The 19,390-nt window shown below is 70.9% G+C and carries 19 protein-coding genes; 13 read left to right on the top strand and 6 right to left on the bottom strand.

Annotation, left to right across the window (positions count from 1 at the left end):
- Positions 1-16 precede the first annotated feature (16 nt).
- The 4 genes from tpiA to VGO10_RS13965 are packed head-to-tail and all read left to right on the top strand — an operon-like array spanning position 17 to position 5,365.
- Positions 17-778 (top strand): triose-phosphate isomerase, encoded by a 762-nt coding sequence (gene tpiA, locus VGO10_RS13980; RefSeq protein ID WP_327469319.1) that lies wholly within the window; start codon positions 17-19, stop codon positions 776-778.
- Positions 775-2,268: a 2,3-bisphosphoglycerate-independent phosphoglycerate mutase gene (gene gpmI / locus VGO10_RS13975; protein WP_327469317.1), complete on the top strand. Its 1,494-nt coding sequence runs from the start codon at positions 775-777 to the stop codon at positions 2,266-2,268. Before tpiA ends, gpmI begins: the two co-directional genes overlap by 4 nt.
- Before the next feature lie 36 nt (positions 2,269-2,304).
- Positions 2,305-4,953, top strand: coding sequence for a response regulator (locus VGO10_RS13970; RefSeq protein ID WP_327469315.1), 2,649 nt, complete (start codon positions 2,305-2,307; stop codon positions 4,951-4,953).
- A gap of 10 nt (positions 4,954-4,963) precedes the next feature.
- The gene (locus VGO10_RS13965; protein ID WP_327469313.1) at positions 4,964-5,365 is read left to right on the top strand and encodes a nitroreductase family deazaflavin-dependent oxidoreductase; all 402 of its coding nucleotides are present in this window, start codon (positions 4,964-4,966) and stop codon (positions 5,363-5,365) included.
- Here the strand turns inward: VGO10_RS13965 and VGO10_RS13960 are convergent.
- Complete coding sequence (locus tag VGO10_RS13960; protein WP_327469311.1) at positions 5,362-6,291, bottom strand: VOC family protein; 930 nt, start codon at positions 6,289-6,291, stop codon at positions 5,362-5,364. The two genes, VGO10_RS13965 and VGO10_RS13960, sit on opposite strands and share 4 nt — an antisense overlap.
- Before the next feature lie 120 nt (positions 6,292-6,411).
- Here VGO10_RS13960 and VGO10_RS13955 point away from each other — a divergent pair, with 120 nt between their 5' ends.
- The 4 genes from VGO10_RS13955 to VGO10_RS13940 are packed head-to-tail and all read left to right on the top strand — an operon-like array spanning position 6,412 to position 10,303.
- Positions 6,412-6,918: a MarR family winged helix-turn-helix transcriptional regulator gene (locus tag VGO10_RS13955; protein ID WP_327469309.1), complete on the top strand. Its 507-nt coding sequence runs from the start codon at positions 6,412-6,414 to the stop codon at positions 6,916-6,918.
- Between the two features lie 28 nt (positions 6,919-6,946).
- Positions 6,947-7,690 (top strand): hypothetical protein, encoded by a 744-nt coding sequence (locus VGO10_RS13950; protein ID WP_327469307.1) that lies wholly within the window; start codon positions 6,947-6,949, stop codon positions 7,688-7,690.
- A 49-nt stretch (positions 7,691-7,739) separates the two neighbouring features.
- Positions 7,740-9,284 (top strand): sensor histidine kinase, encoded by a 1,545-nt coding sequence (locus VGO10_RS13945; protein WP_327469305.1) that lies wholly within the window; start codon positions 7,740-7,742, stop codon positions 9,282-9,284.
- Entirely contained in the window at positions 9,281-10,303 is a 1,023-nt protein-coding gene (locus VGO10_RS13940) for a substrate-binding domain-containing protein (protein ID WP_327469303.1), read from the top strand. The genes VGO10_RS13945 and VGO10_RS13940 overlap by 4 nt, the downstream gene beginning before the upstream one ends.
- A 494-nt stretch (positions 10,304-10,797) precedes the next feature.
- On the opposite strand, the gene VGO10_RS13935 is transcribed toward VGO10_RS13940, so the two are convergent.
- On the bottom strand, positions 10,798-11,697 hold the full coding sequence (locus VGO10_RS13935; RefSeq protein WP_327469301.1) for an NAD(+)/NADH kinase: 900 nt from the start codon (positions 11,695-11,697) through the stop codon (positions 10,798-10,800).
- A 112-nt stretch (positions 11,698-11,809) separates the two neighbouring features.
- Between VGO10_RS13935 and tgt the strand changes: the two genes are divergently transcribed.
- Together tgt and VGO10_RS13925 are read left to right on the top strand one after the other, a co-directional pair.
- Positions 11,810-13,000 carry a tRNA guanosine(34) transglycosylase Tgt gene (tgt, locus tag VGO10_RS13930; RefSeq protein ID WP_327469299.1) on the top strand — a complete coding sequence of 397 codons (1,191 nt, stop codon included), beginning with the start codon at positions 11,810-11,812 and terminating at the stop codon, positions 12,998-13,000.
- Positions 12,997-13,155: a hypothetical protein gene (locus tag VGO10_RS13925; RefSeq protein WP_327469297.1), complete on the top strand. Its 159-nt coding sequence runs from the start codon at positions 12,997-12,999 to the stop codon at positions 13,153-13,155. Before tgt ends, VGO10_RS13925 begins: the two co-directional genes overlap by 4 nt.
- A 3-nt stretch (positions 13,156-13,158) precedes the next feature.
- Here the strand turns inward: VGO10_RS13925 and VGO10_RS13920 are convergent, their stop codons facing one another.
- The 4 genes from VGO10_RS13920 to VGO10_RS13905 all read right to left on the bottom strand — a co-directional run bounded on the left by VGO10_RS13920 (position 13,159) and on the right by VGO10_RS13905 (position 16,256).
- Positions 13,159-14,418 (bottom strand): protein kinase domain-containing protein, encoded by a 1,260-nt coding sequence (locus tag VGO10_RS13920; protein WP_327469295.1) that lies wholly within the window; start codon positions 14,416-14,418, stop codon positions 13,159-13,161.
- Entirely contained in the window at positions 14,415-14,990 is a 576-nt protein-coding gene (locus VGO10_RS13915; RefSeq protein ID WP_327469293.1) for a hypothetical protein, read from the bottom strand. Before VGO10_RS13915 ends, VGO10_RS13920 begins: the two co-directional genes overlap by 4 nt.
- A 2-nt stretch (positions 14,991-14,992) precedes the next feature.
- Complete coding sequence (locus VGO10_RS13910; RefSeq protein ID WP_327469291.1) at positions 14,993-15,757, bottom strand: metallophosphoesterase family protein; 765 nt, start codon at positions 15,755-15,757, stop codon at positions 14,993-14,995.
- Between the two features lie 166 nt (positions 15,758-15,923).
- Positions 15,924-16,256 (bottom strand): DUF3467 domain-containing protein, encoded by a 333-nt coding sequence (locus VGO10_RS13905; protein WP_327469289.1) that lies wholly within the window; start codon positions 16,254-16,256, stop codon positions 15,924-15,926.
- A 21-nt stretch (positions 16,257-16,277) separates the two neighbouring features.
- On the opposite strand from VGO10_RS13905, the gene VGO10_RS13900 reads away from it, so the two are divergent.
- Genes VGO10_RS13900 through argS form a run of 3 tightly spaced genes read left to right on the top strand, consistent with a single transcriptional unit; the run spans position 16,278 to position 19,365 of the window.
- Positions 16,278-16,688 carry a 23S rRNA (pseudouridine(1915)-N(3))-methyltransferase RlmH gene (locus VGO10_RS13900; RefSeq protein WP_327469287.1) on the top strand — a complete coding sequence of 137 codons (411 nt, stop codon included), beginning with the start codon at positions 16,278-16,280 and terminating at the stop codon, positions 16,686-16,688.
- A complete protein-coding gene (locus VGO10_RS13895) occupies positions 16,688-17,731 on the top strand; it encodes a potassium channel family protein (protein WP_327469285.1) in 1,044 nt (347 codons plus the stop codon). Before VGO10_RS13900 ends, VGO10_RS13895 begins: the two co-directional genes overlap by 1 nt.
- A complete protein-coding gene (gene argS / locus VGO10_RS13890) occupies positions 17,728-19,365 on the top strand; it encodes an arginine--tRNA ligase (protein ID WP_327469283.1) in 1,638 nt (545 codons plus the stop codon). The genes VGO10_RS13895 and argS overlap by 4 nt, the downstream gene beginning before the upstream one ends.
- Positions 19,366-19,390 lie beyond the last annotated feature (25 nt).

Raw genomic sequence — 19,390 nt, 5'->3', positions numbered from 1 at the left:
CCTGGAGGCACGTTCGATGAGCAGGACGCCGCTGATCGCGGGCAACTGGAAGATGCACGGGACGATCGAGGAGGCCGAGGAGCGCGTCGCGGCCGTCCTGCCGCGGATCGCGACCCTCGAGTCGGTCGAGCACGGCGTCTGCGTGCCGTTCACCGCGCTGCAGGCCGTCGTCGATTCCACGCGCGGCTCGGCGCTGAAGGTCTTCGCGCAGAACATGCACTACGCGCCCGACGGTGCCTTCACGGGCGAGATCTCCGCGCCGATGCTCACCGAGCTCGACGTCCACGGCGTCCTGCTCGGCCACTCCGAGCGGCGCACGCTCTTCGGGGAGACCGACAAGGCGCTGCAGCTGAAGGTGCCCGCGGCGCTGGACGCGGGCCTCGAGGTCATCCTCTGCGTCGGCGAGACCGAGGACGAGCGCGAGAACGGCGACACCGAGCGCCGGCTGCGCCACCAGGTCCAGGAGGATCTGGAGAAGGTGCCGACCGAGCGCCTCGGCGAGATCACCATCGCCTATGAGCCGATCTGGGCGATCGGCACCGGCAAGGTCGCCACGGCCGAACAGGCTCAGGACGCGCTGGCCTTCGTCCGCGCGCTGGTCGCCGATCGCTCCAAGGAGCAGGCCGAGCGCACGCGGATCCTGTACGGCGGCTCGATGAAGCCCGACAACGCGGCGGAGCTGCTGGCGCTGCCCGATTGCGATGGTGGCTTGATCGGTGGTGCGTCCCTGGACGTGGAGCAGATCGTCGCCATCATCGAGGCGGCTGCTCGGTCGTGAGTCAGCTTCCGGTCCCGCGCGCAGTCCTCGTCGTCCTCGACGGCTGGGGTCTCGCGCCGCCGGGGCCGGGCAACGCAGTCTCGCTCGCCAACACGCCCGTCTTCGACGACCTCTGGGCGCGCTACCCGCACACGCAGCTCACCGCCGGCGGGCTCGCGGTCGGGCTGCCCGAGGGGCAGATGGGCAACAGCGAGGTCGGGCACCTCAACCTCGGCGCCGGTGCGGTCGTCAAGCAGGACCTCACGCGCATCGACGAGGCCGTCGCCGATGGCACCCTCGGTGACAACCCCGCGCTGGCCGCGGCGATGGACGGCTTCGAGCGCGTCCATCTCATCGGGCTCGTCTCCGACGGCGGCGTGCACTCCGGGTGGAAGCACCTGGAGGCGCTGATCGCGCTGGCGGGGGAGAAGGGCGTCCAGGACGTGGTCATCCATGCGTTCACCGACGGCCGCGACACGTCGCCGCGCGGGGGCGAGCGCTACTTGGCCCGGGTCCAGGAGTGGGCCGACAAAGCCGGCAATGCCCGCATCGGCTCGGTCATCGGCCGCTACTACGCGATGGACCGCGACAGCCGCGAGGAGCGCACGCAGGCCGCGTTGGACCTCCTGCTCGACGGCGTGTCGGCCCACCACACCCACAGCGCCGTCCAAGCCGTGACCGACAGCTACGCGCGCGACGAGCGCGGTGACGAGTTCGTGGCCGCGACGACCGTCGGCGACGAGGCGCGCATCCGCCCCCAGGACTCGGTCATCGCCTTCAACTTCCGTCCCGACCGCATGCGCCAGCTCACCGAGGGGCTCGGCCCCAAGGTCGCCCGCTACACGACGCTGACCGAGTACGAAGAGGGCTGGCCGTGGCCGGTCGCCTTCGCGCCGGCGCGCCCGGCGACGACGATGACGCGCGTGATCGCGGCGACCGGCGGCAAGCAGCTGCACGTCGCCGAGACCGAGAAGTACCCCCACGTGACGTACTTCTTCGGTGGTGGGGAAGAGGAGCCCGAAAGCGGCGAGCGCCGCGAGCTCGTGCCCTCGCCGCGCGACGTCCCGACCTACGACAAGAAGCCCGAGATGAGCGCGCGTGCCGCGGCCGACGCCTTCATCGCCGCCTGGCGCGAGGACGAGCCCACGTTCGGGATCATCAACTTCGCCAACGCCGACATGGTCGGCCACACCGGCGTCATCCCGGCGGCGGTCGCCGCGATCGAGACCGTCGACGCCTGCCTCGGCGACGTCGCCGCCGCCGTGCAGGCGACCGGCGGCGCGCTGTTCATCACCGCCGACCACGGCAACGCCGACGAGATGCTCGAGGACGACGGCTCGCCGGACACCGCGCACTCGCTGAATCCCGTGCCGGTGATCATCACCGTCGACGGCGTTGGCCCGCTGCGGGAGGGTGGCATCCTTGCCGATGTCTCACCAACCCTCCTCAACCTTCTAGGTATCGCGCAGCCGGCAGCGATGACAGGGCGCTCGCTCCTGTCCACCAACTGACGCTCAGTATTTCTGGGTCGTACTAGACTCGGCCCAATGGGCAAGGGGGCTCATGGGAGAGGGGTAGTCGGTCCAACGCTCGCGGCGTTTGCCGCTGTCGGCGTGCTCGTGTGCATCGTCTTCGCGTTCTTGCTTGACGGCATGTCTTCGATGCGGTCCAACGCCGACCTCGCGCGCCGGGCCGAGCGCGTCGTGCTGCTCACCTCGCGCTTGAACCGGCTCACCGTCGATCTCGAGACAGGCGTCCGCGGCAGATTGCTGACCGGTGACGATCGTTATCTCGCGCCCTACCGCGACGCTCAGCGGCAGATCCCCGGCGTGGAGTCCCAGCTGTCAGCGCTCGTCGAGGACCCGTCGCAGCGCGTTCGGTTCGCGCAGCTGCGCGAGCGCGTCGAGGGCTATCGCACCGGCTGGGCCCCGATGGCCGCCGGGCTGCCGCTGGACACGGCCCGTAGCGAGCTGGTCGACCATCTGGGCAACGGCAAGGAGCAGCTCGACGCGCTGCGGGTGCGCTTCGATGCCTTCCGGAGCCAGGAGCTGGCGCTGTCAGACCGCCAGGCCGCGAAGTCCGAGAGCTCGGCCGATCGCGCCACAGCCATCGGCATCGCCGGGCTCGTGCTGACGCTCGCCGGCCTCGCCGCGCTGGCGATCTTCACCGTCCGCTGGATCCGCCGTGAGGCCGAGGCGGGCGTGGCCCGCGCCCGCGCCGAGGAGGCGTCGCGAACCAAGTCCACGTTCTTGGCCAACATGAGCCACGAGATCCGGACGCCGCTCAACGGCGTCATCGGGATGTCGGAGCTGCTGCTCGACACGCCCCTCGATGACGAGCAGCGCGAGTACGCGACGACCGCCCGCGCCTCCGGCGAGCAGCTGCTGCGGGTCATCAACGACATCTTGGACATCTCGAAGATCGAGGCCGGCCACCTCGAGCTCGAGGAGCGTGACTTCGACCTGCGCGAGGTGGTGGAGACGACCTCCGACGTCGTCGCCGCGACCGCCCACGGCAAGGGGCTGGAGCTGTCGGTCTACCTCGCCGACGACGTCCCGCGCGCGGTGCGCGGCGACCGCGGCCGGGTCGCCCAGGTCCTGACCAACCTGTTGTCCAACGCCGTGAAGTTCACGCCCGAGGGCGAGGTGTCGGTGGACGTCCGCCGCCGCTCGCTCGACGGCGACGTCGCCACGGTCGAGTTCGTCGTCGCCGACAGCGGCATCGGCATCGCCGAGAAGGACCTCGCGCGGCTCTTCGAGTCCTTCCAGCAGGCTGACGCCTCGACCACGCGGCGCTTCGGCGGCACGGGGCTCGGCCTGGCGATCAGCCGTCAGCTCACGCAGATCATGGGCGGCGACCTCGAGGTCGCCAGCACCGTCGGCAAGGGCAGCACGTTCACGTTCGCCATCCCGTTTCCCCCGGCGACCGCCGAGCCGACCAAGGTGCCGGCCCAGATCGAGCTGCGCGGGCTCAAGGTGCTGGCCGTCGACGACACCGCCACCAACCGGCGCGTGCTGGAGGCCTACCTCGGCTCCTGGGGCATGCGCGTGACGAGCTGCCCCGACGGCCCGGACGCGCTGGAGGCGCTGCACCGCGCCGCCGAGAAGGGTGAGCCCTTCGACGTCGCGGTGTTGGACTACAACATGCCGCGCATGGATGGGGTCGAGCTGGCGCGCCGGATCACCGAGTCCCCGCAACTGCGCTCGCTGCGGCTGGTGATGCTGACCTCTTCGGGGACCGGTCACACGGCCGCGCGCGATGCTGGGGTCAGCGAGTTCCTGACCAAGCCCGTGCGCCAGTCACGGCTGTATGACGCCATCGCCTCGGCGATGTACCACGCGCCGCCCGCGCAGCAGCAGCGGGCACCGCTCGACGGACGGGAGGCCGGGATGAGCGACGAGAACCACAACGGCGACGGCGCGCTGATCCTCATCGCCGAGGATCACGACGTCAACCGGATCCTGATGGAGCGACTGCTGGTCAAGCGCGGCCATCGCACGGTCGCTGCCGCGACAGGGCTGGAGGCCGTGCAGCTCGCCGGGCGCGACGAGATCGACTTGGTGTTCATGGACTGCCAGATGCCCGAGCTCGATGGCTACGAGGCCACGGAGCGCATCCGTGCCGATGAGCTGGCGCGTGCCGTGCGGCGGCTGCCGATCGTCGCGATGACCGCGCACGCGATGGCCGGCGACCGCGACAAGTGCCTGGCCGCGGGGATGGACGACTACGTCGCCAAGCCGCTGCGCCCCGACGAGGTCGACGAGATGCTGGCGCGCTGGCTGCCGTCGGTCGCTCCGGGCGAGCAAGGCAATGGCAATGGGAACGGGAACGGGGATGGAGTCGAGGAGGCCAGCGTCGATCCGATCGACGACGAGCGCTTCAACGACCTCGCAGGCGACTTCGCGCCCGACGTCGTCCGCGAGATCGTCGATGCCTTCATCGACTCGACGCCGTCGATCATCGAGCGGGTCGTCCTCGCGGCGGAGGGGGCCGACCACACCGAGATCGCCCAAGGCGCCCACCGCCTCAAAGGCGGCTGCCTCGCGGTCGGCGCGGGTCAGCTCAACGACATCGCCGACGAGCTGGAGACGCTCGGCCGCGAGCGCGCCTCCGGCGAAGCCCTGCAGGAGGCGGCGGCGCGTCTGGAGCGGTCCTGGATCGCGACGCGGCGTGCGCTGCGCGCCCGGGTGGGGTAGAAGTAGGCCCATGCTTTTCGGACAGGAACACATCGACCGCTATGAGGCCACCGATGGGGAGGAGGGCTACGAGTGGCAGGGCACGCAGGCGCTCATCCTCACCACGAAGGGCCGGAAGTCCGGCGAGCCGCGCAAGGCGCCGCTGATCTACGCCGAGCACGACGGGGACTACCTGATCGTGGCCTCCAAGGGCGGGGCTCCGGAGCCGCCCGCCTGGTACGTCAACCTCAAGGCCGAGCCCGAGGTCCAGGTGCAGGTCAAGGGCGACAAGTTCACCGCGCGGGCGCGCGACGCCACGCCGGAGGAGAAGCCCGAGCTCTGGAAGATCATGACCGGCGAGTGGCCGGCCTACGACGAGTACCAGACCAAGACCGACCGGCCGATCCCGGTCGTGGTCCTGGAGCGCGCCTAGCCCGCTGTGCCGCCGCGCGGGTTGGTGATCGGCGTCAGCGCGGCCTCGAGCTGTGCCCGCTGACCCTCGTACTGCGGCGGCAGTTTGAGATGGGTGCCGAGCTCGGCGGCGGCCTCGTCGACGGCGAAGCCGATGTCGCGGCTGGCCAGCTCGAAGAGCACGCCGGATGGCTCGCGGAAGTAGACCGAGTGGAAGTACTGGCGGTCGATGATCGGCGTCGGCCGCGCGCCGGCGCCGATCGCGGTGCTGCGCAGCGACGTCAGCTCCGCGTCGTCGGCGGCCGACCACGCGATGTGGTGGACGGTCCCCGCGCCTTGGATTCCGTGGGGTGCCGGCGGCGCGTCGTAGTGGATGACGCCGTGACGCGTCTCGCCCTGGGCGATCCACGCGCCGCCGGGCGCACGCTGCGCGAACCCCAGCGCCGTCAGCAGCGGCGCGCTGCGCTCCGGCACGCGCGCGTACGCTCGCACGCCGTGGAAGCCGAGCAGCGCGTGCGCGGGCGGGATGTCGAGCGCCCGCGCGGTCAGGGGTGCGTCGCCGGCGTCTGACGCGACGATCTCGTGCGTCAGGCCCTCGGGGTCGGCGAAGCGCAGCAGGCCGCCCTCGTCCCACGTGACCGCCGTGCCGTCGTCGGTCAGGCGCTGGGCCCAGAAGCCCAGCGCGTCTGGGCCGGCCACGCGCCAGACGATCGCGTGGACCATGCCGTCGCCCGCCGTGCCGGGCGCCGCGTCGGGGAACTCGAAGAACGTGAGGATCGATCCAGGCGTCCCAGACTCGTCGCCGTAGTACAGGTGGTAGACGTCGGGCTGGTCGAAGTTGACGGTCTTCTTGACCAGGCGCAGCCCGAGCAGGCGGGCGTAGAAGTCGACGTTGCGCGGGGCGTCGGCCGTGATCGCCGTGATGTGGTGCAGCCCTTCGAGCGCCATGGCCTTTGACAGTACGCGTTGCATTGGTGGCGGGCGCTACCCGTCGGGAGGGACCGTGCGTCCTGCAGTATGCGTTGCCGGGTAGCGCGTGGCGGTTGTTCGTGCAACCATGCTGTTCTCGTGCCCACCACCACGACTGCTCAGGCCCCCGCGAACGGTGCTCTGGACGATCGCGAGCTGCGTGCCTGGCGCGGTCTGCTGCGCGTCCACGCCTCGCTGTCCAAGGCCCTCGACCACCAGCTCGACCGCGAGCACGGCCTCCCGCTGACGTCGTATGAGGTGCTCAAGTACCTCGCCGATGCGGAGGGCGAGAAGATGCGCATGTGCGACCTCGCGTCGTCGGTCATCCTCAGCCGCAGCGGCCTGACGCGCCTGGTCGACCGGCTCGAGCGCGACGGCCTGCTCGTGCGCGAGTCCTGCACGAGCGACGCCCGCGGCCAGTTCGCCAAGCTCACGCCGGCTGGCCATCAGAAGCTCGCCGCCGCTCGCGTGACCCATCTTGCCGGTGTGCGGTCGCTCTTCCTCGAGCACCTCACGCCGGAGGAGCTCGACGTGCTCGGCACGGTCTGGGATCGCGTGTTGCCCGGCGCGGCCGGCGCGGCCGGCACCGACGACTGCGGCTGCTGACCGTCGAGGAGGGCTTTAGAGTGGCGCCGTGCCCGGTCCGGCTCGCGCTGCTCACCTCTCCCCGTGGGGACGCCTGGTTGCGGCGTGTGCGCTCGTCGTGGCCGTCGCCGCGGCGGTGCTGCTGATCTGGAGCCTCGGCTCGTCGCAGCAGCGCGAGGTCTCCTACTCGGTGCGCGGGGCGATCGGCGGCGTCTCGCTGGATCTGGGGGATGCCGACGTCGAGGTCCGGGGCGGAGGCCGTGCTGTCGCGGTCTCGGTGGTGCATGTCGACCACTTCGGCTTCGGCCATGGCCCTACCGCTGACCGCGCGATCGCCGGCGGCATCTTCAGCGTGCGGTCGCGCTGTCCGTCGACGATCCTGCATGGCTGCTCGGTGCGTTACCGCGTCGTCGTCCCCGACAACATCCCGCTGTCGGTCCGGACCGGTGCGGGCTCGGTGCGCTTCGACGGCTACCGCGGCTCGGCGCGGGTCCGGACGATGCAGGGCGACATCGACATCTCCGGCTTCTGTGGCTTCGCGCTGCAGGCGCGTGCTGACGGCGGGGGCGACATCACGGCGAGAACGGCCTGCCAGCCGCCGCAGCTGACGCTGCGCACGACCACGGGTGCAGTCCACGCGCTGGTGCCGGCGGGGCGCTATCGCGTCGACGCGTCGACGTCGGGGGCCGGTGGCACGCCGCGAGTGCGCGGTGTGACGGCCGACGCGGGCGCGCCGTTCTCGATCCAAGCGCTGAGCAACTCCGGGCATGTCACCGTCGAGCGTGGACCGTGAGCGCCGAGTTGCTGAGCAACTCGGGGCACGTCACCGTGGAGCGTGGGCCGTGATCGCGGCGCTGCGGCTCCAGGAGCGGTTCACGCGCGCCGGCCAGGCGGCGGCCTACCTCGGCGCCTCGGTGCCGATCGCGCTGCTCGGCCTGCTCGCCGTCGCGCTGCTGGTCGTCGGCGCGGCGCTGAGCGTTGTCGGGATCGGGCTGCCGCTGCTGGTCGTCGCGGCCGGCGCCTGCCGGCGGCTCGTGCGGCTGGACCGCCGTGCGGCCAACCGCTTCCTCAGCGCGCAGATCCCGCCGTTGCCGTCGAGTCGCGCGACGACGGGCAGTCCCTGGCGGCGCTCGCTGGAGATCCTCGGCGACCGCGGCCTGTGGCGCATCGTGGGTCTCCTCGCGCTCAAGCCGCTGCTGACGGCGGCGCTGCTGATCGTCGGTGTCGCGCCCGTCTTGTTGTTGGTGTGGTCGGTCCGGTTGGGGGTCGAGGCGGTCGGCGGCCTCGGTGCGACCGACTACTTCGGGCCGTGGTCGTTCGGGCCGGGCGTGGGTGTGCTGCTGCTGGTCTTGGCGCTGCCGGTGGCGGTGTTGGCGCTCGCGATCCTGGACGCGCTGCGCACCGTGGAGTGCACGGTCGCCCGCGCGCTGCTGCTGCCGCGCGCGGTGGTGGGCGCGCCGGTGCGCGAGCTGCTGGCTGAGTCGCTCGGCGACCACTCCGTCGCGATCGCCTACTGGCTGCCTGACCGCGAGATCTTCGTCGACGAGATCGGCCGGCGCGTCGACCTCCCGCATCGCGCCTCGGGCCGGACGTGGACGACGGTCGAGCGCGATGGCCGGCCAGTTGCCGCGATCGTCCACGACGCCGCGCTGGACACCACCAGCGAGCTTGTGCAGGCGGCCGCCGCGGCGTCGTCGCTGGCGATCGACAACGAGCGCTTGAAGGCCGATCTGCGTGCGCGGCTGGAGGAGCTGCGGGTGTCGCGGCTGCGGATCGTCGAGGCGACCGACGCGGCGCGGCGGCGCATCGAGCGCGACCTGCACGACGGTGCGCAGCAGCAGCTGGTCGCGCTCGCGCTTGAGCTGCGCCTGCTGCACCGTCGCGTCGAGGACCAGCCGGAGATCACGCCGCTGGTCGACGGGCTGTCCGAGCGGTTGTCGAGCGCGCTGGCCGAGCTGCGCGAGCTGGCGCGCGGGATCCACCCGTCGATCCTCACCGATCAGGGACTTGCTCCGGCGATCGACGCGCTGGCCGACCGTGCGGCGGTCGATGTGCGCGCCGTCGTCGGCGTCGAGGTGCGGCTGAGCGAGCCGGTCGAGGCGGCGGCGTACTTCGTGGTGGCTGAGGCGCTGACCAACGTGGTGAAGTACGCGCAGGCCTCAGCGGTCGACGTGGATGTGCGGCGCGTCGCCGATGAGGTGCTCGTCGAGGTCGCCGACGACGGTGTCGGTGGGGTGGACGTCGCAGCGGGCAGCGGGCTGCGCGGCTTGCAGGACCGGCTCGCCGCGGTGGACGGGCAGTTGGATATCGACAGTCCGCGCGGGGGCGGCACGCGGCTGCGCGCGCGGATCCCGGTTGGCGCAGAGAACGGCGAGGAGGGCCCATGAGGCTGCGGACCATGATGATGGTGTTGCTCGTGGCGGCTGCGGCGTTGTTGGCGGCCGGTTGCGGGAGCACGACGTCGGTCAAGGAGGGGCCGGTCACGGTCGCCGGGGGCGGCACGTCGACGACGGGCGCCGATGTCCCGCGCGCTCCGGGCGGCGCGCGGGCGGTCCGGTTGTATGTCGTCACCCACGGCCAGGCGTCCAGTTCGTTCTGGGCGATCGTGCGCAACGGCGTCGAAGCTGCCGGCCGCCAGATGGACGCGGTGGTCACCTACCGCGCGCCCGACGTTTACAGCCTCGACCACATGGTCACGCTCATCGACCAGGCGATCGCGGCCAAGCCCGACGGTCTCGTCGTCTCGCTGCCCGAGCCGGGGCTGGCCCCGGCGATCCGCCGGGCGGTCAAGGCGGGTATCCCGACCGTCACCATCAACTCGGGGAGCGACGTGTACAAGTCGCTTGGCGTTCTCGCGCATGTTGGGCAGCCGGAGGAGCCGGCGGGCTTCAAGGCGGGGCAGCGGTTGGCGCGCGCGGGCGTGCGGCGCGCGTTGTGCGTGAAGTTGGCGATCCCGAATCAGGGGTTGGACGCGCGGTGCGCCGGGCTGGCACGGGCGATGCGCGCGGTCGGCGGCCGGTCGCGGGTGGTGCGGGTTGACGATCAGTCGCCGGGCGCCTCGGGAGTGATCGCGAAGGCGGTGCGGAGCACCAAGGCCGACGGCGTGTTGGCCATGAACTCGCTCAGCGGGCTGGCGGCGGTGAAGGCGCTGGGAGATCGGCGGGTGCCGATCGGGACGTTTGACCTGGGGCCGGATGTGCTGCGGGCGGTGCAGTCGGGGCGGCTGGCGTTCGCGGTCGATCAACAGGCCTATTTGCAGGGATATCTGCCGATCGTGTTGCTGGCGGAGCGGGCGCGGTATGGGCTGTTTCCCGCGCAGGGGGATGTGATTCCGACGGGTCCGAACTTCGTGACGAAGGGGAATGCGGCGAAGGCGATCGAGCTGTCGGCGCGGTCGATTCGGTAGGCGCCCGGCGCGCAGTGCGCGGCGTCTTGGTGGTGCGTGCGTGGTGTGGTCCGCCGGCGTTTGTGGCGCCCAGTTCGCGGCGCTGGTCGTGCTGTGCTGCGTGGTTCGTTGGCGGCGAGGAGAGCGAGCGGGGTTGGTGGCTCGGTGCGCTGGTCTGCCGTCCGCAGGCGCCGAGGTCGGAGGATCATGCCGCGCCGCCACTCGCCGGGGTCCGGGTCGCCTAATGCTCACTCTGCAGGCATAAATCGACCTGGATCGAGGGTTCGGCGGCGAATCATCGATCCAGGGCGTCTAACCCCTGACATGCGGGGGTTAGACGACACGGATCTCCCCGGCGAGCATCTCGCCCGCCCGGGACGCCGGCGGACGACAAGCCAGCGCCCGAGGCTCAAACCCCGCTCACTCCTTCGATGCCGACGGACCACGGTGCACGCCATCCACGACGCAAGCACTGAGCGCCACGGCGTCGGCGTCGGCGTCGGCGTCGCACGCCGTCACGCCGTCACGTCGGCACGAGCGCCCGCCGCCGCCCGCTCATCCCGCGCCAACACCCTCGGGCTATCCATCAAAATCCTCCGCCGCCGCAGCCCCGCGAACGCCGACTCCGCCCCGTCGAAGCGCACCAGCGTCGCGTAATCCGCACACCAGCTCGTCGTCAGCACGTGCGGCTCGAGCTCCTTGATCTGCCCGTCGAACTCGATCCGCGCGCCCCCAAAACCGCCCTCGATCTCGATCGTCACCGTGCTACCGGCGCCGACGACCAACGGCGGTGTGGACCCGCCATGCGCGGCAACCGGCGTCACGACGATCGCCTCCGTGCCCGCCGCGAGCAGCGGACCGCCCGCGGCCATCGTGTAGGCGCTGGAGCCTAAGGGCGTCGACAGCACGACGCCGTCGCCAGCAAAGCGCACGTAGAGCTCGCCGTCGACGTGGACGCCGACCACCACCTGGTTGGCGCCCTTGCGAACGACGACGAGGTCGTTGATCGCGACGTGCGGCTCGCTGCCGTCGGCCGAGACGCCGACGCCCGGCAGCACGCGCCGGTGCCACGCGCCGCTGACGAACCGCGTCAGCGCCTCCTCTGTCGCATCAGCCGACGTTGCCGTCAGGGCACCGAGGCTGCCGCAGGCGATGCCGAGGACCGGCAGACGGTGCGGCGCGGCGGCGTGCAGCGCGGCGAGCGTCGTGCCGTCGCCGCCGAGGGCGACGATGAGATCGCAGGCGGCAGCGTCGCCCGTCGGCGCCACCACGCGCTCCTGACCACGAATGTGGATCTGGACGACCTCCGCGCCATGGGCGGTGCTCCAAGCGCGCAGCGTCTCCAGCGCACGCTCGAGCGGACGGTCCGGATGGACCACGACGCCGAGGCGGTCGATGCGGGCGGCGGCAGCCATGGGCGTGCACGCTAGCGGCAAGCTCGCACGTGCCCGCCACGCGTCGAGGGACGACAGATGGTCGGTGACCGACCATCATTCGTCCCTCGACGGCCGCTAGGTTGGTGCGCCGATGGCCTCCCCGCTCGAGATCCTCGCCCACGATCCCGGCTCGCGCGCCCGCGCCGGCATCCTGCGCACCGCCCACGGTGAGATCCGCACACCCGCGTTCGTGCCGCTGGCCACCAAGGCCACCGTGAAGGGCCTCGTCCCCCAGGAGGTCCGCGATCTCGGCTACGACATGGTGTTGGGCAACACCTATCACTTGTTCATGGAGCCCGGCCATGAGCGCATCAAGCGCCTCGGCGGCCTCCACGAGTTCATGCGCTGGGAGCATCCGATCATCACCGACTCGGGCGGCTTCCAGGTCTTCTCGATGGGCCACGGCACCGTCGCCGACGAGATCAAGGGGCGCGCGTCGCACGGCGGCCAGCGCCACGGCAAGACACTTGGCATCACCGAGGACGGCGTCCGTTTCCGCAGTCACATCGACGGCTCCGAGAAGTTCCTGGCGCCGGAGACGAGCATGGAGATCCAGGCCGCGCTGGGCTCCGACATCGCGCTCGTCTTTGACGAATGCACGCCGTTCAACGTCACCAAGGACTACACGGCGCGCTCGACCGAGCGCACCCACCGCTGGCTGGAGCGCTGCCTCGACTGGCACGAGCGCCACGGCCCGCCCGGGCAACTGGTCTACGGGATCGTCCAGGGCGGGGTCTACGAGGATCTGCGCAAGGAATCGGCGCAGACGATCGCGGCCTCACGCGTCGGCGGCATCGCGATCGGCGGCTCGCTCGGCGCCGACAAGCCGCAGATGTACGAGGTGGTCGAGATGGCCACGTCGGTGTTGCCCGAGGCGCCGCCACGCCACCTGCTTGGCATCGGTGACATCGACGACCTCATCCGCGGCACCGAGCTCGGCATCGACACCTTCGACTGCGCGATGCCAACGCGGCTGGGCCGCCACGGGGTCGCGCTCGTCCCCGACCCCGAGAAGCGCTGGCGCGTCGACCTGACCGCCGCGCGCTTCAAGGACTCCGACGAGCCGATCCTCGACGGCTGCCCCTGCCCGACCTGCGAGGCCGGCAACACCCGCGGCTACTTGAGGTACTTGCTCAAAAACCGCGAGCTGACAGGCTTGCGGATGATGGTGATGCACAACCTCGCCTACGTCCAGCGCACCATGGTGCGCCTGCGGCAGGCGATCATCGACGGGCGGCTGACTGAAGAGGCCGCGGCCCTCCGAGGAGGCCTCGCACCATGAGCGAGGACATGGTCCTGTGGTCGATGACCTGCAACGCCTGCGACCACGAGTGGATGCAGAGCACCCCTGAGGGGTCTGACCCCACCAAGGAAGAGATCGAGTGCCCGGAGTGCGGCAGCACGCTGCTGGACGCCGCCTACGTCGGACGCAGCTAGCGCCTATTTCGTGTTGTCCTCGATCAGCTGCTTGAGGTCGGTGATGACCTGGTCGGCGTTGTCGTGGACGACCTCGCGCAGGCGGACCGAGCTGTCGCCGGTCGACGTCGCGACGTAGGCCGCGGCGCCCGCGGCGGCCAGGAGCGCGACGAGTAGCAGGAAGGTGAAGAAGCGGCGGATCACGCCGCGCTTGCGGCGGCGCTTGGGGGCACGATCGCGGCCGCGCGCCGGCGGCTCGGCATAGGCGGGCCGCCGCGGGGCCGCGGTCGTCTCACGATCAGCCGGTGCGGGTGCCGGGCGCCGCGGGGCGCGCGGCGCCCGGGGGACGATCATTGGGCCTGTTCCGGGTTCACCGGCCAGAACAGTCGTCGCCGACGTCGGATCCTCGCCGCGCACCACCCGCGTGGCATCGGCGTCCGGCCCAATCCCACGCGCACCATCGACCACGGCTGCGCGCATCTCCTCAGCGCTCGCATACCGCTCGCCCGGCGTCAGCGCCAGCGCGCGCTCCACCGCGACACCCAGCGACGGCGGGATCGACGGGTCGACGTGGTGCAGCGGCGGCGGGACCTCGCGCTGTTGCTTCAAAGCGAGCTCGGTCAGCGACGCCGCCTCATAGGGCAGCCGCCCGCTCAGCAATTGATAGGCGACGACGCCCAACCCGTACAAGTCGGCAGCCGGGCCGGCCTCCTCGCCGGCGGCCTGCTCCGGCGCCAAGTACGCAGCGGTGCCCAGGACCGACCCGACCTGCGTGATCGACGACTCGTCGCTTGACGTCTTGGCGATCCCGAAGTCCGCGAGCTTGATCGTCCCGTCGGCCTCTGAGAGCAGCAGGTTGCCGGGCTTGACGTCGCGGTGGACGAGCCCATGACGGTGGGCGTACTCCAGCCCGCGGCAGGACTGGGCGATCCAGTCGACGGCCTCGTCGATCGGCAGGTGCCCACGGTCGCGCAGCACCTGCGCGCCCGACGGCCCCACGATCCGCTCCATCACGATGTAGTGGCGCCCCGACGGCTCGTCGAGTCCGAAGTCATAGACCTGGACGATGTTGGGGTGCACGAGCCGGGCGGCGGCCATCGCCTCGCGCCGAAAGCGCGTGACGAACTGCGCGTCGTCGGCGAGGTGCTCGGCCAGCAGCTTGACCGCCACATAGCGCTCCAGCCGCGTGTCGAACGCGACCTGCACGGTCGACATGCCGCCCAGGCCGAGGCGCTCGCCAAGCTCGTAGCGGCCCGCGATCGTCTTCTCCGCGCCGGCGCTCATGGGGTCTGGTCACCGCCGTCCGGGGAGGTCCCGCCGGTGCCGGCCGAGGGCGACCCGCCGTCGCCTGCGCCGGGCGCCGTCTGGTCCGGCGTCGTCGGCGTCGCGGTGGTCGGCGTCGTCGGTGTGGTGGTCTGCGGCGGCGTGACCGTCGACGGTGTCGTCTGCGTCGTGACCGTCTGGGTCTGGGTCTCGGTTGCCGTCGTGTCGGTCTGGGTGTCGGGCGGCGTCGTGTCGCTGCGCTGCGTCTCGGTCTGCTGCTGGGCGGCGTCGGCCGCGGCCGCACAATCGCTGACGGCGTGCTCCTTCAGCGACGCCGCGCCGTCGTTGATCCGCGCGCGCAGCCGCCGGTCGACCGCGCCTCCGAGATCCGCCGCATCGTTGCGAAACGCCGTGACCCGTCCCGATAGGCCGTCGCACTGCCCGGCGTCGATCGACGCCTGCAGGTCGCTCAGCTGCTGGGTCAGCTCAGACGCGCGGCTGGACGGGATCAGGTTGGACCGATCGCCGCAGCCGACGGCCAGCGCCGCTGCGAAGCCGCAGAGCAGCGCGAGGAGGTGGGGGAGGCGAACCACGCCTATTGACCGTACTCCAGGCGTTCCGCGAGCGAGGCCGGTAGCCGCGCGTTGCGAATCGCGGCCTGGGCGCCGGAGATGTCGTACTCAGTGCGCCGCCACTGCGCGCGCCAGAGGTCGAGATCGAGCAGCAGCCAGGCTGCGCGCGAGTCTCCGTCGCGTGGCTGGCCGACGCTGCCGGGGTTGAGGATCCACTCTCCGGTGGAGAGGTCGACGGCATCGCCGCCGCGGCGCGGCTCGCCGGTCGCGGGCTCGCCTTCCGGCCGCACGAAGGAGAGCGCGACGTGCGAGTGACCGACGAGACCCAGCCGCGGCCCCATCGCGTCAAAGCAGAGCTCCGCCAGCAGGGAGCTGAGGACGTACTCCCACACCGGATCGCGCGGGCTGCCGTGGTAGACGCCGACCTCGCGCGCCTCACCGGCCGGCGAGAGCGCTCGCAGCCACGCGGCGTGGTCGGGGCGCAGGACCTCCTGCGTCCACCGCGCCGCGATCGCCGCGCCGCGCGAGAACTCCTCCAGCGACAGCTCGCCGGTCACCGCCATGTCGTGGTTGCCGCAGAGCACGATGTCGACCTGGTCGCGCACGCGCGCGCAGCAGTCGTTGGGGTCGGCCCCGTAGCCGACGATGTCGCCCAGGCACCAGATCTCGTGCACGTCCTCGCGCTCCACGTCGGCCAAGACCGCGTCGAGAGCGTGCAAGTTGCCATGGATGTCGGAGAGGACCGCGATGCGCATGTGAAAAGAGCGCCCGTCGGCGCTCAGACCCATGCGTCAGGCTATCGAGCCGACCAGCGGCGCCGGTTCATCCCGCAAGCGAGAAGGACTGGCACCGCTGACCGCCTCGGTGCTGCGCTTCCATGGTCAAACGAGCATCTCAGAGGCAATCAGCGAGGGCAACCGCTGGGACCTACGAAGCCGTGCCGATCCGGCACATCTAGTCGGAATGCGGCCCGCCCACCCCGCCCGGATCATCGGGACCGCCGTACTCCGGGAGGTTCTTGATGCCCTCGCGGGTCTGCCACTTGGAGTAGTTGTCCTGCATGGCGTCGATCAGCTCGCGCATGAACTTGGGCGAGAGGTTGACGCGCGTGACGACCACGCCGGGGACCTCGTCGTCCTCGACCTCGTGGTCGACGCGCGCGAACGTCACGGTGAACTCGTAGTCGGAGTGGCTGACGTTCGCGAAGTTCGCGTAGTGGCCGGCCATCTGCTTGGGGTCGAACTGGATGTTGATGTGGCGCTCGGGCTCTTGGTGCTCGTCATCCATGCGTGCCAGTATCGCAACCTCATGAAGATCGTCGTGCTGGCCGTCGGCCGCATCAAGCCTCCGTATGCCGACGACGTGCAGCACTATCGCAAGCTGTTGGGCGGTCAGGCGCGCGTCGAGGTCATGGAGGTGCGCGACGACGAGCAGGTCGCCAAGCGGATCCCGGAGCGCGCGTTCGTCTCACTGCTCGACAGCGGCGGCGAGGCGATGGACTCGGTCGCCTTCAGCCGCTGGATGGAGGTGCGCCGCCAAGAGGGCCGCGACGTGTGGTTCGTCATCGGCGGCGCCTTCGGCGGCGTCGAGCTGGAGCGCGTCGACCACCATCTGTCGTTCGGCCCGATGACGCTGCCCCATCAACTTGCGCGCGTGGTCTTGCTCGAGCAGGTCTACCGCGCGCACAAGATCCTCGGCAACGAGCCCTATCACTACTGATGGCCGACCACGACCGCACCCCGAGGACCCCGGCCGAGCGCGAGCTGGCGCAGTTCGTCGCACGGCTCGCGAAGCTGGGCCTCGGCATCGCCGGGCTGATCGCGGTCGGGACGGTCGCGCTCTCGCTGACCGAGAGCGTCTCGCTGTGGACTGGCTTCCTGCACGCGTTGGACGTCGTGGCGACCACCGGCGCCTACCCGCCGGAGCACAAGCTCGGCGTCGAGATCTCCCGGGTCGTGCTGACGGTCCTGGGCGTCGGAACGCTCTTCTACGGGCTGGTCTCGGTGACCGAGCTGCTGGTCGCCGGGCACGTGGCCGACCTGCTGGCCGCGCGTAGGATGCAGAAGATGATCGACGCGACCACCGACCACTTCATCATCTGCGGCTACGGCCGCGTGGGTCGGCAGGTCGCGCGCGATCTCAAGGGCGCCGGCGCGCGCTACGTGGTCATCGACGCCGACCCGGCCAACCGCGAGTTCGCCAGCGGCGTCGGCGTGCGCTTCATCGAGGCCGAGCCGTCGGATGACCGGGCGTTGCGCCAGGCGGGGATCGAGCGAGCGCGGGCCGTTGTGGCGTGCGTCGACTCCGATGCCGAGAACGTCTTCATCACCTTGACGGCGCGCGAGCTCTCGCCGGACATCGCGATCGTCGCGCGGGCCTCGCAGGAGGACTCGGAGCGCAAGCTGGTGCGTGCGGGCGCCTCGCGCGTCATCTCCCCCTACAAGTCCTCGGGCGGGGAGATGGCGCGGATCGCGTTGCATCCGCAGGTCTCCGGCGTCCGCGACGTGGCCGCCGAGTACCGCATGGAGGAGATCACGGTCACCGCCGGCTGCGCCGGTGTGGGGCAGACGATCGGCGACATCCGCGGCGGCTCCTACATCGTCGGTCTGAAGCCGGCGGCGGGCGGCTTCCAGCCCCAGCCGCAGGCGGAGATCGTGTTGGCGGTCGGGGACGTCATCATGGCCATGGGAACGCCGCGCACCATGGATCGTCTCGAGAGCCTCTTCACCCCAACCCATACATCTACCGGAGCGTCGCTGTGAGCCATCCGGTGGACGCGTTGCGCGCCGCGGTGGAGGCGGCCGCGTCGGCCGCGGCAGGAGAGGGCGCGCCCGCGCCCAAGAGCCGCCCGACGCTGGAGCGGCCGCGCCAGGCCGACCATGGCGACTACGCGACCAACGCGGCGATGCTGCTCGCTCCGGTGATGAAGGCGGCGCCGCGGGATGTCGCGGGGCGGCTGGCCGAGGAGCTGACCGCTGGGCTGGGTGCCTCGTTGGAGCGCGTGGAGGTCGCCGGGCCGGGTTTCTTGAACCTGTTCTTGAGCGACGCGTGGTACCTGGATGCGCTGAGCCACGTCCTGGCCGCGGGCGATCGCTTCGGGGCGGGAAGCGCCGCGGTCTTCGAGAAGGTCGACGTCGAGTTCGTCTCCGCCAATCCGACGGGCCCGCTGCACGTGGGCCATGCGCGCAACGCGGCCTATGGCGACGCGCTGGCGCGGTTGTTCTCCTTCGTCGGCCATGACGTCACGCGCGAGTTCTACATCAACGACTTTGGGTCGCAGGTCGCGAACTTCGGGCGGTCGGTGCAGGCGCGCGCACGGGGCGAGGAGATCCCCGAGGACGGATACGTCGGCGAGTACGTCGCGACGCTCGCGCTGGAGATCGAGGGCGCGGCGGAGCGGCCGGTCGAGGAGGTCGGCGACGAGGCCGTGGCGATGATGGTGTCGCGTGCGAAGGCGTCGCTGCACGCGTTCGGGGTCGAGTTCGACGTGTGGTTCAGCGAGAAGTCCTTGCACGAAGGCTCGCCCTCGGGCGTTGTTCATGGCTTTGAGGTGCTGGCCGCCCAGGGGCACTCTTTTACGTCCGAGGGTGCTTTGTGGTTGCGGACCACCGACTTCGGCGACGACAAGGACCGCGTCATCGAGCGGTCGTCCGGCGAGCACACCTACTTCGCCTCCGACATCGCCTACGCGCAGAACAAGCGCGAGCGCGGCTTCGATCGCATGGTGTATGTGTTGGGCGCCGACCATCACGGCTACATCGGCCGGATGCGTGCTGCGTTTCAGGCGCTGGGTGGCGATCCGGACCGGCTCGACCTGCTGATCATGCAGTTCGTCCACCTCGTCCGGGCCGGCGAGAAGGTCTCGATGAGCAAGCGCGCGGGCGAGTTCGTGACGCTCGACGATCTGGTCGAGGAGATCGGCGTCGACGCGTCGCGCTGGTTCTTGCTCAACCGCTCGCATGACACGACGATCGAGCTGGATCTGGCGCTGGCGACGAGCCAGAGCGCCGAGAACCCCGTGTACTACGTGCAGTACGCGCATGCGCGGATCGCGGCGGTGCTGCGCAAGGCGGGGGCCGAGCGTGTGGATGCGGCCCTGGCCGCCGGCGCTCCCGCGGGTCTTTCGCTGCACCCGTCCGAGCGGGCGCTGATCAGCAAGTTGTTGGCCTGGCCGCAGGAGGCTGTGGACTCTGCCGAGCGGCGTGCGGTCCATCGCATCGCGTCCTATGCCTATGAGTTGGCGCAGGCGTTCACGGCGTTCTATCGCGACTGCCAGGTTGTGGATGTCGAGCCGGAGGAGCTCGAGTCCTTCCGGATCGCGCTGAGCGTCGCCGCGCAGCGGACGATCGCGCGGGCGCTGGATCTCCTGGGCGTGAGCGCGCCGCAGGAGATGTAGGCGAAGACTCGCCCAGAGGGCGAGC

Origin of the sequence: Baekduia sp. (assembly GCF_035996765.1) — a bacterium.
Lineage (GTDB): Bacteria > Actinomycetota > Thermoleophilia > Solirubrobacterales > Solirubrobacteraceae > Baekduia.
The sequence above is the reverse complement of the archived record's forward strand: the minus strand, read 5'-3'. Positions and strand labels throughout refer to the sequence as shown.

Excerpts from the sequence above, each read along its gene's own strand:
- tpiA (WP_327469319.1), top strand. The coding sequence starts at position 17 with ATGAGCAGGACGCCGCTGATCGCGGGCAACTGGAAGATGCACGGGACG.
- VGO10_RS13970 (WP_327469315.1), top strand. The coding sequence starts at position 2,305 with ATGGGCAAGGGGGCTCATGGGAGAGGGGTAGTCGGTCCAACGCTCGCG.
- VGO10_RS13965 (WP_327469313.1), top strand. The coding sequence starts at position 4,964 with ATGCTTTTCGGACAGGAACACATCGACCGCTATGAGGCCACCGATGGG.
- VGO10_RS13960 (WP_327469311.1), bottom strand. The coding sequence starts at position 6,291 with ATGGCGCTCGAAGGGCTGCACCACATCACGGCGATCACGGCCGACGCC.
- VGO10_RS13940 (WP_327469303.1), top strand. The coding sequence starts at position 9,281 with ATGAGGCTGCGGACCATGATGATGGTGTTGCTCGTGGCGGCTGCGGCG.
- VGO10_RS13935 (WP_327469301.1), bottom strand. The coding sequence starts at position 11,697 with ATGGCTGCCGCCGCCCGCATCGACCGCCTCGGCGTCGTGGTCCATCCG.
- tgt (WP_327469299.1), top strand. The coding sequence starts at position 11,810 with ATGGCCTCCCCGCTCGAGATCCTCGCCCACGATCCCGGCTCGCGCGCC.
- VGO10_RS13925 (WP_327469297.1), top strand. The coding sequence starts at position 12,997 with ATGAGCGAGGACATGGTCCTGTGGTCGATGACCTGCAACGCCTGCGAC.
- VGO10_RS13920 (WP_327469295.1), bottom strand. The coding sequence starts at position 14,418 with ATGAGCGCCGGCGCGGAGAAGACGATCGCGGGCCGCTACGAGCTTGGC.
- VGO10_RS13910 (WP_327469291.1), bottom strand. The coding sequence starts at position 15,757 with ATGGGTCTGAGCGCCGACGGGCGCTCTTTTCACATGCGCATCGCGGTC.
- VGO10_RS13905 (WP_327469289.1), bottom strand. The coding sequence starts at position 16,256 with ATGGATGACGAGCACCAAGAGCCCGAGCGCCACATCAACATCCAGTTC.
- VGO10_RS13900 (WP_327469287.1), top strand. The coding sequence starts at position 16,278 with ATGAAGATCGTCGTGCTGGCCGTCGGCCGCATCAAGCCTCCGTATGCC.
- VGO10_RS13895 (WP_327469285.1), top strand. The coding sequence starts at position 16,688 with ATGGCCGACCACGACCGCACCCCGAGGACCCCGGCCGAGCGCGAGCTG.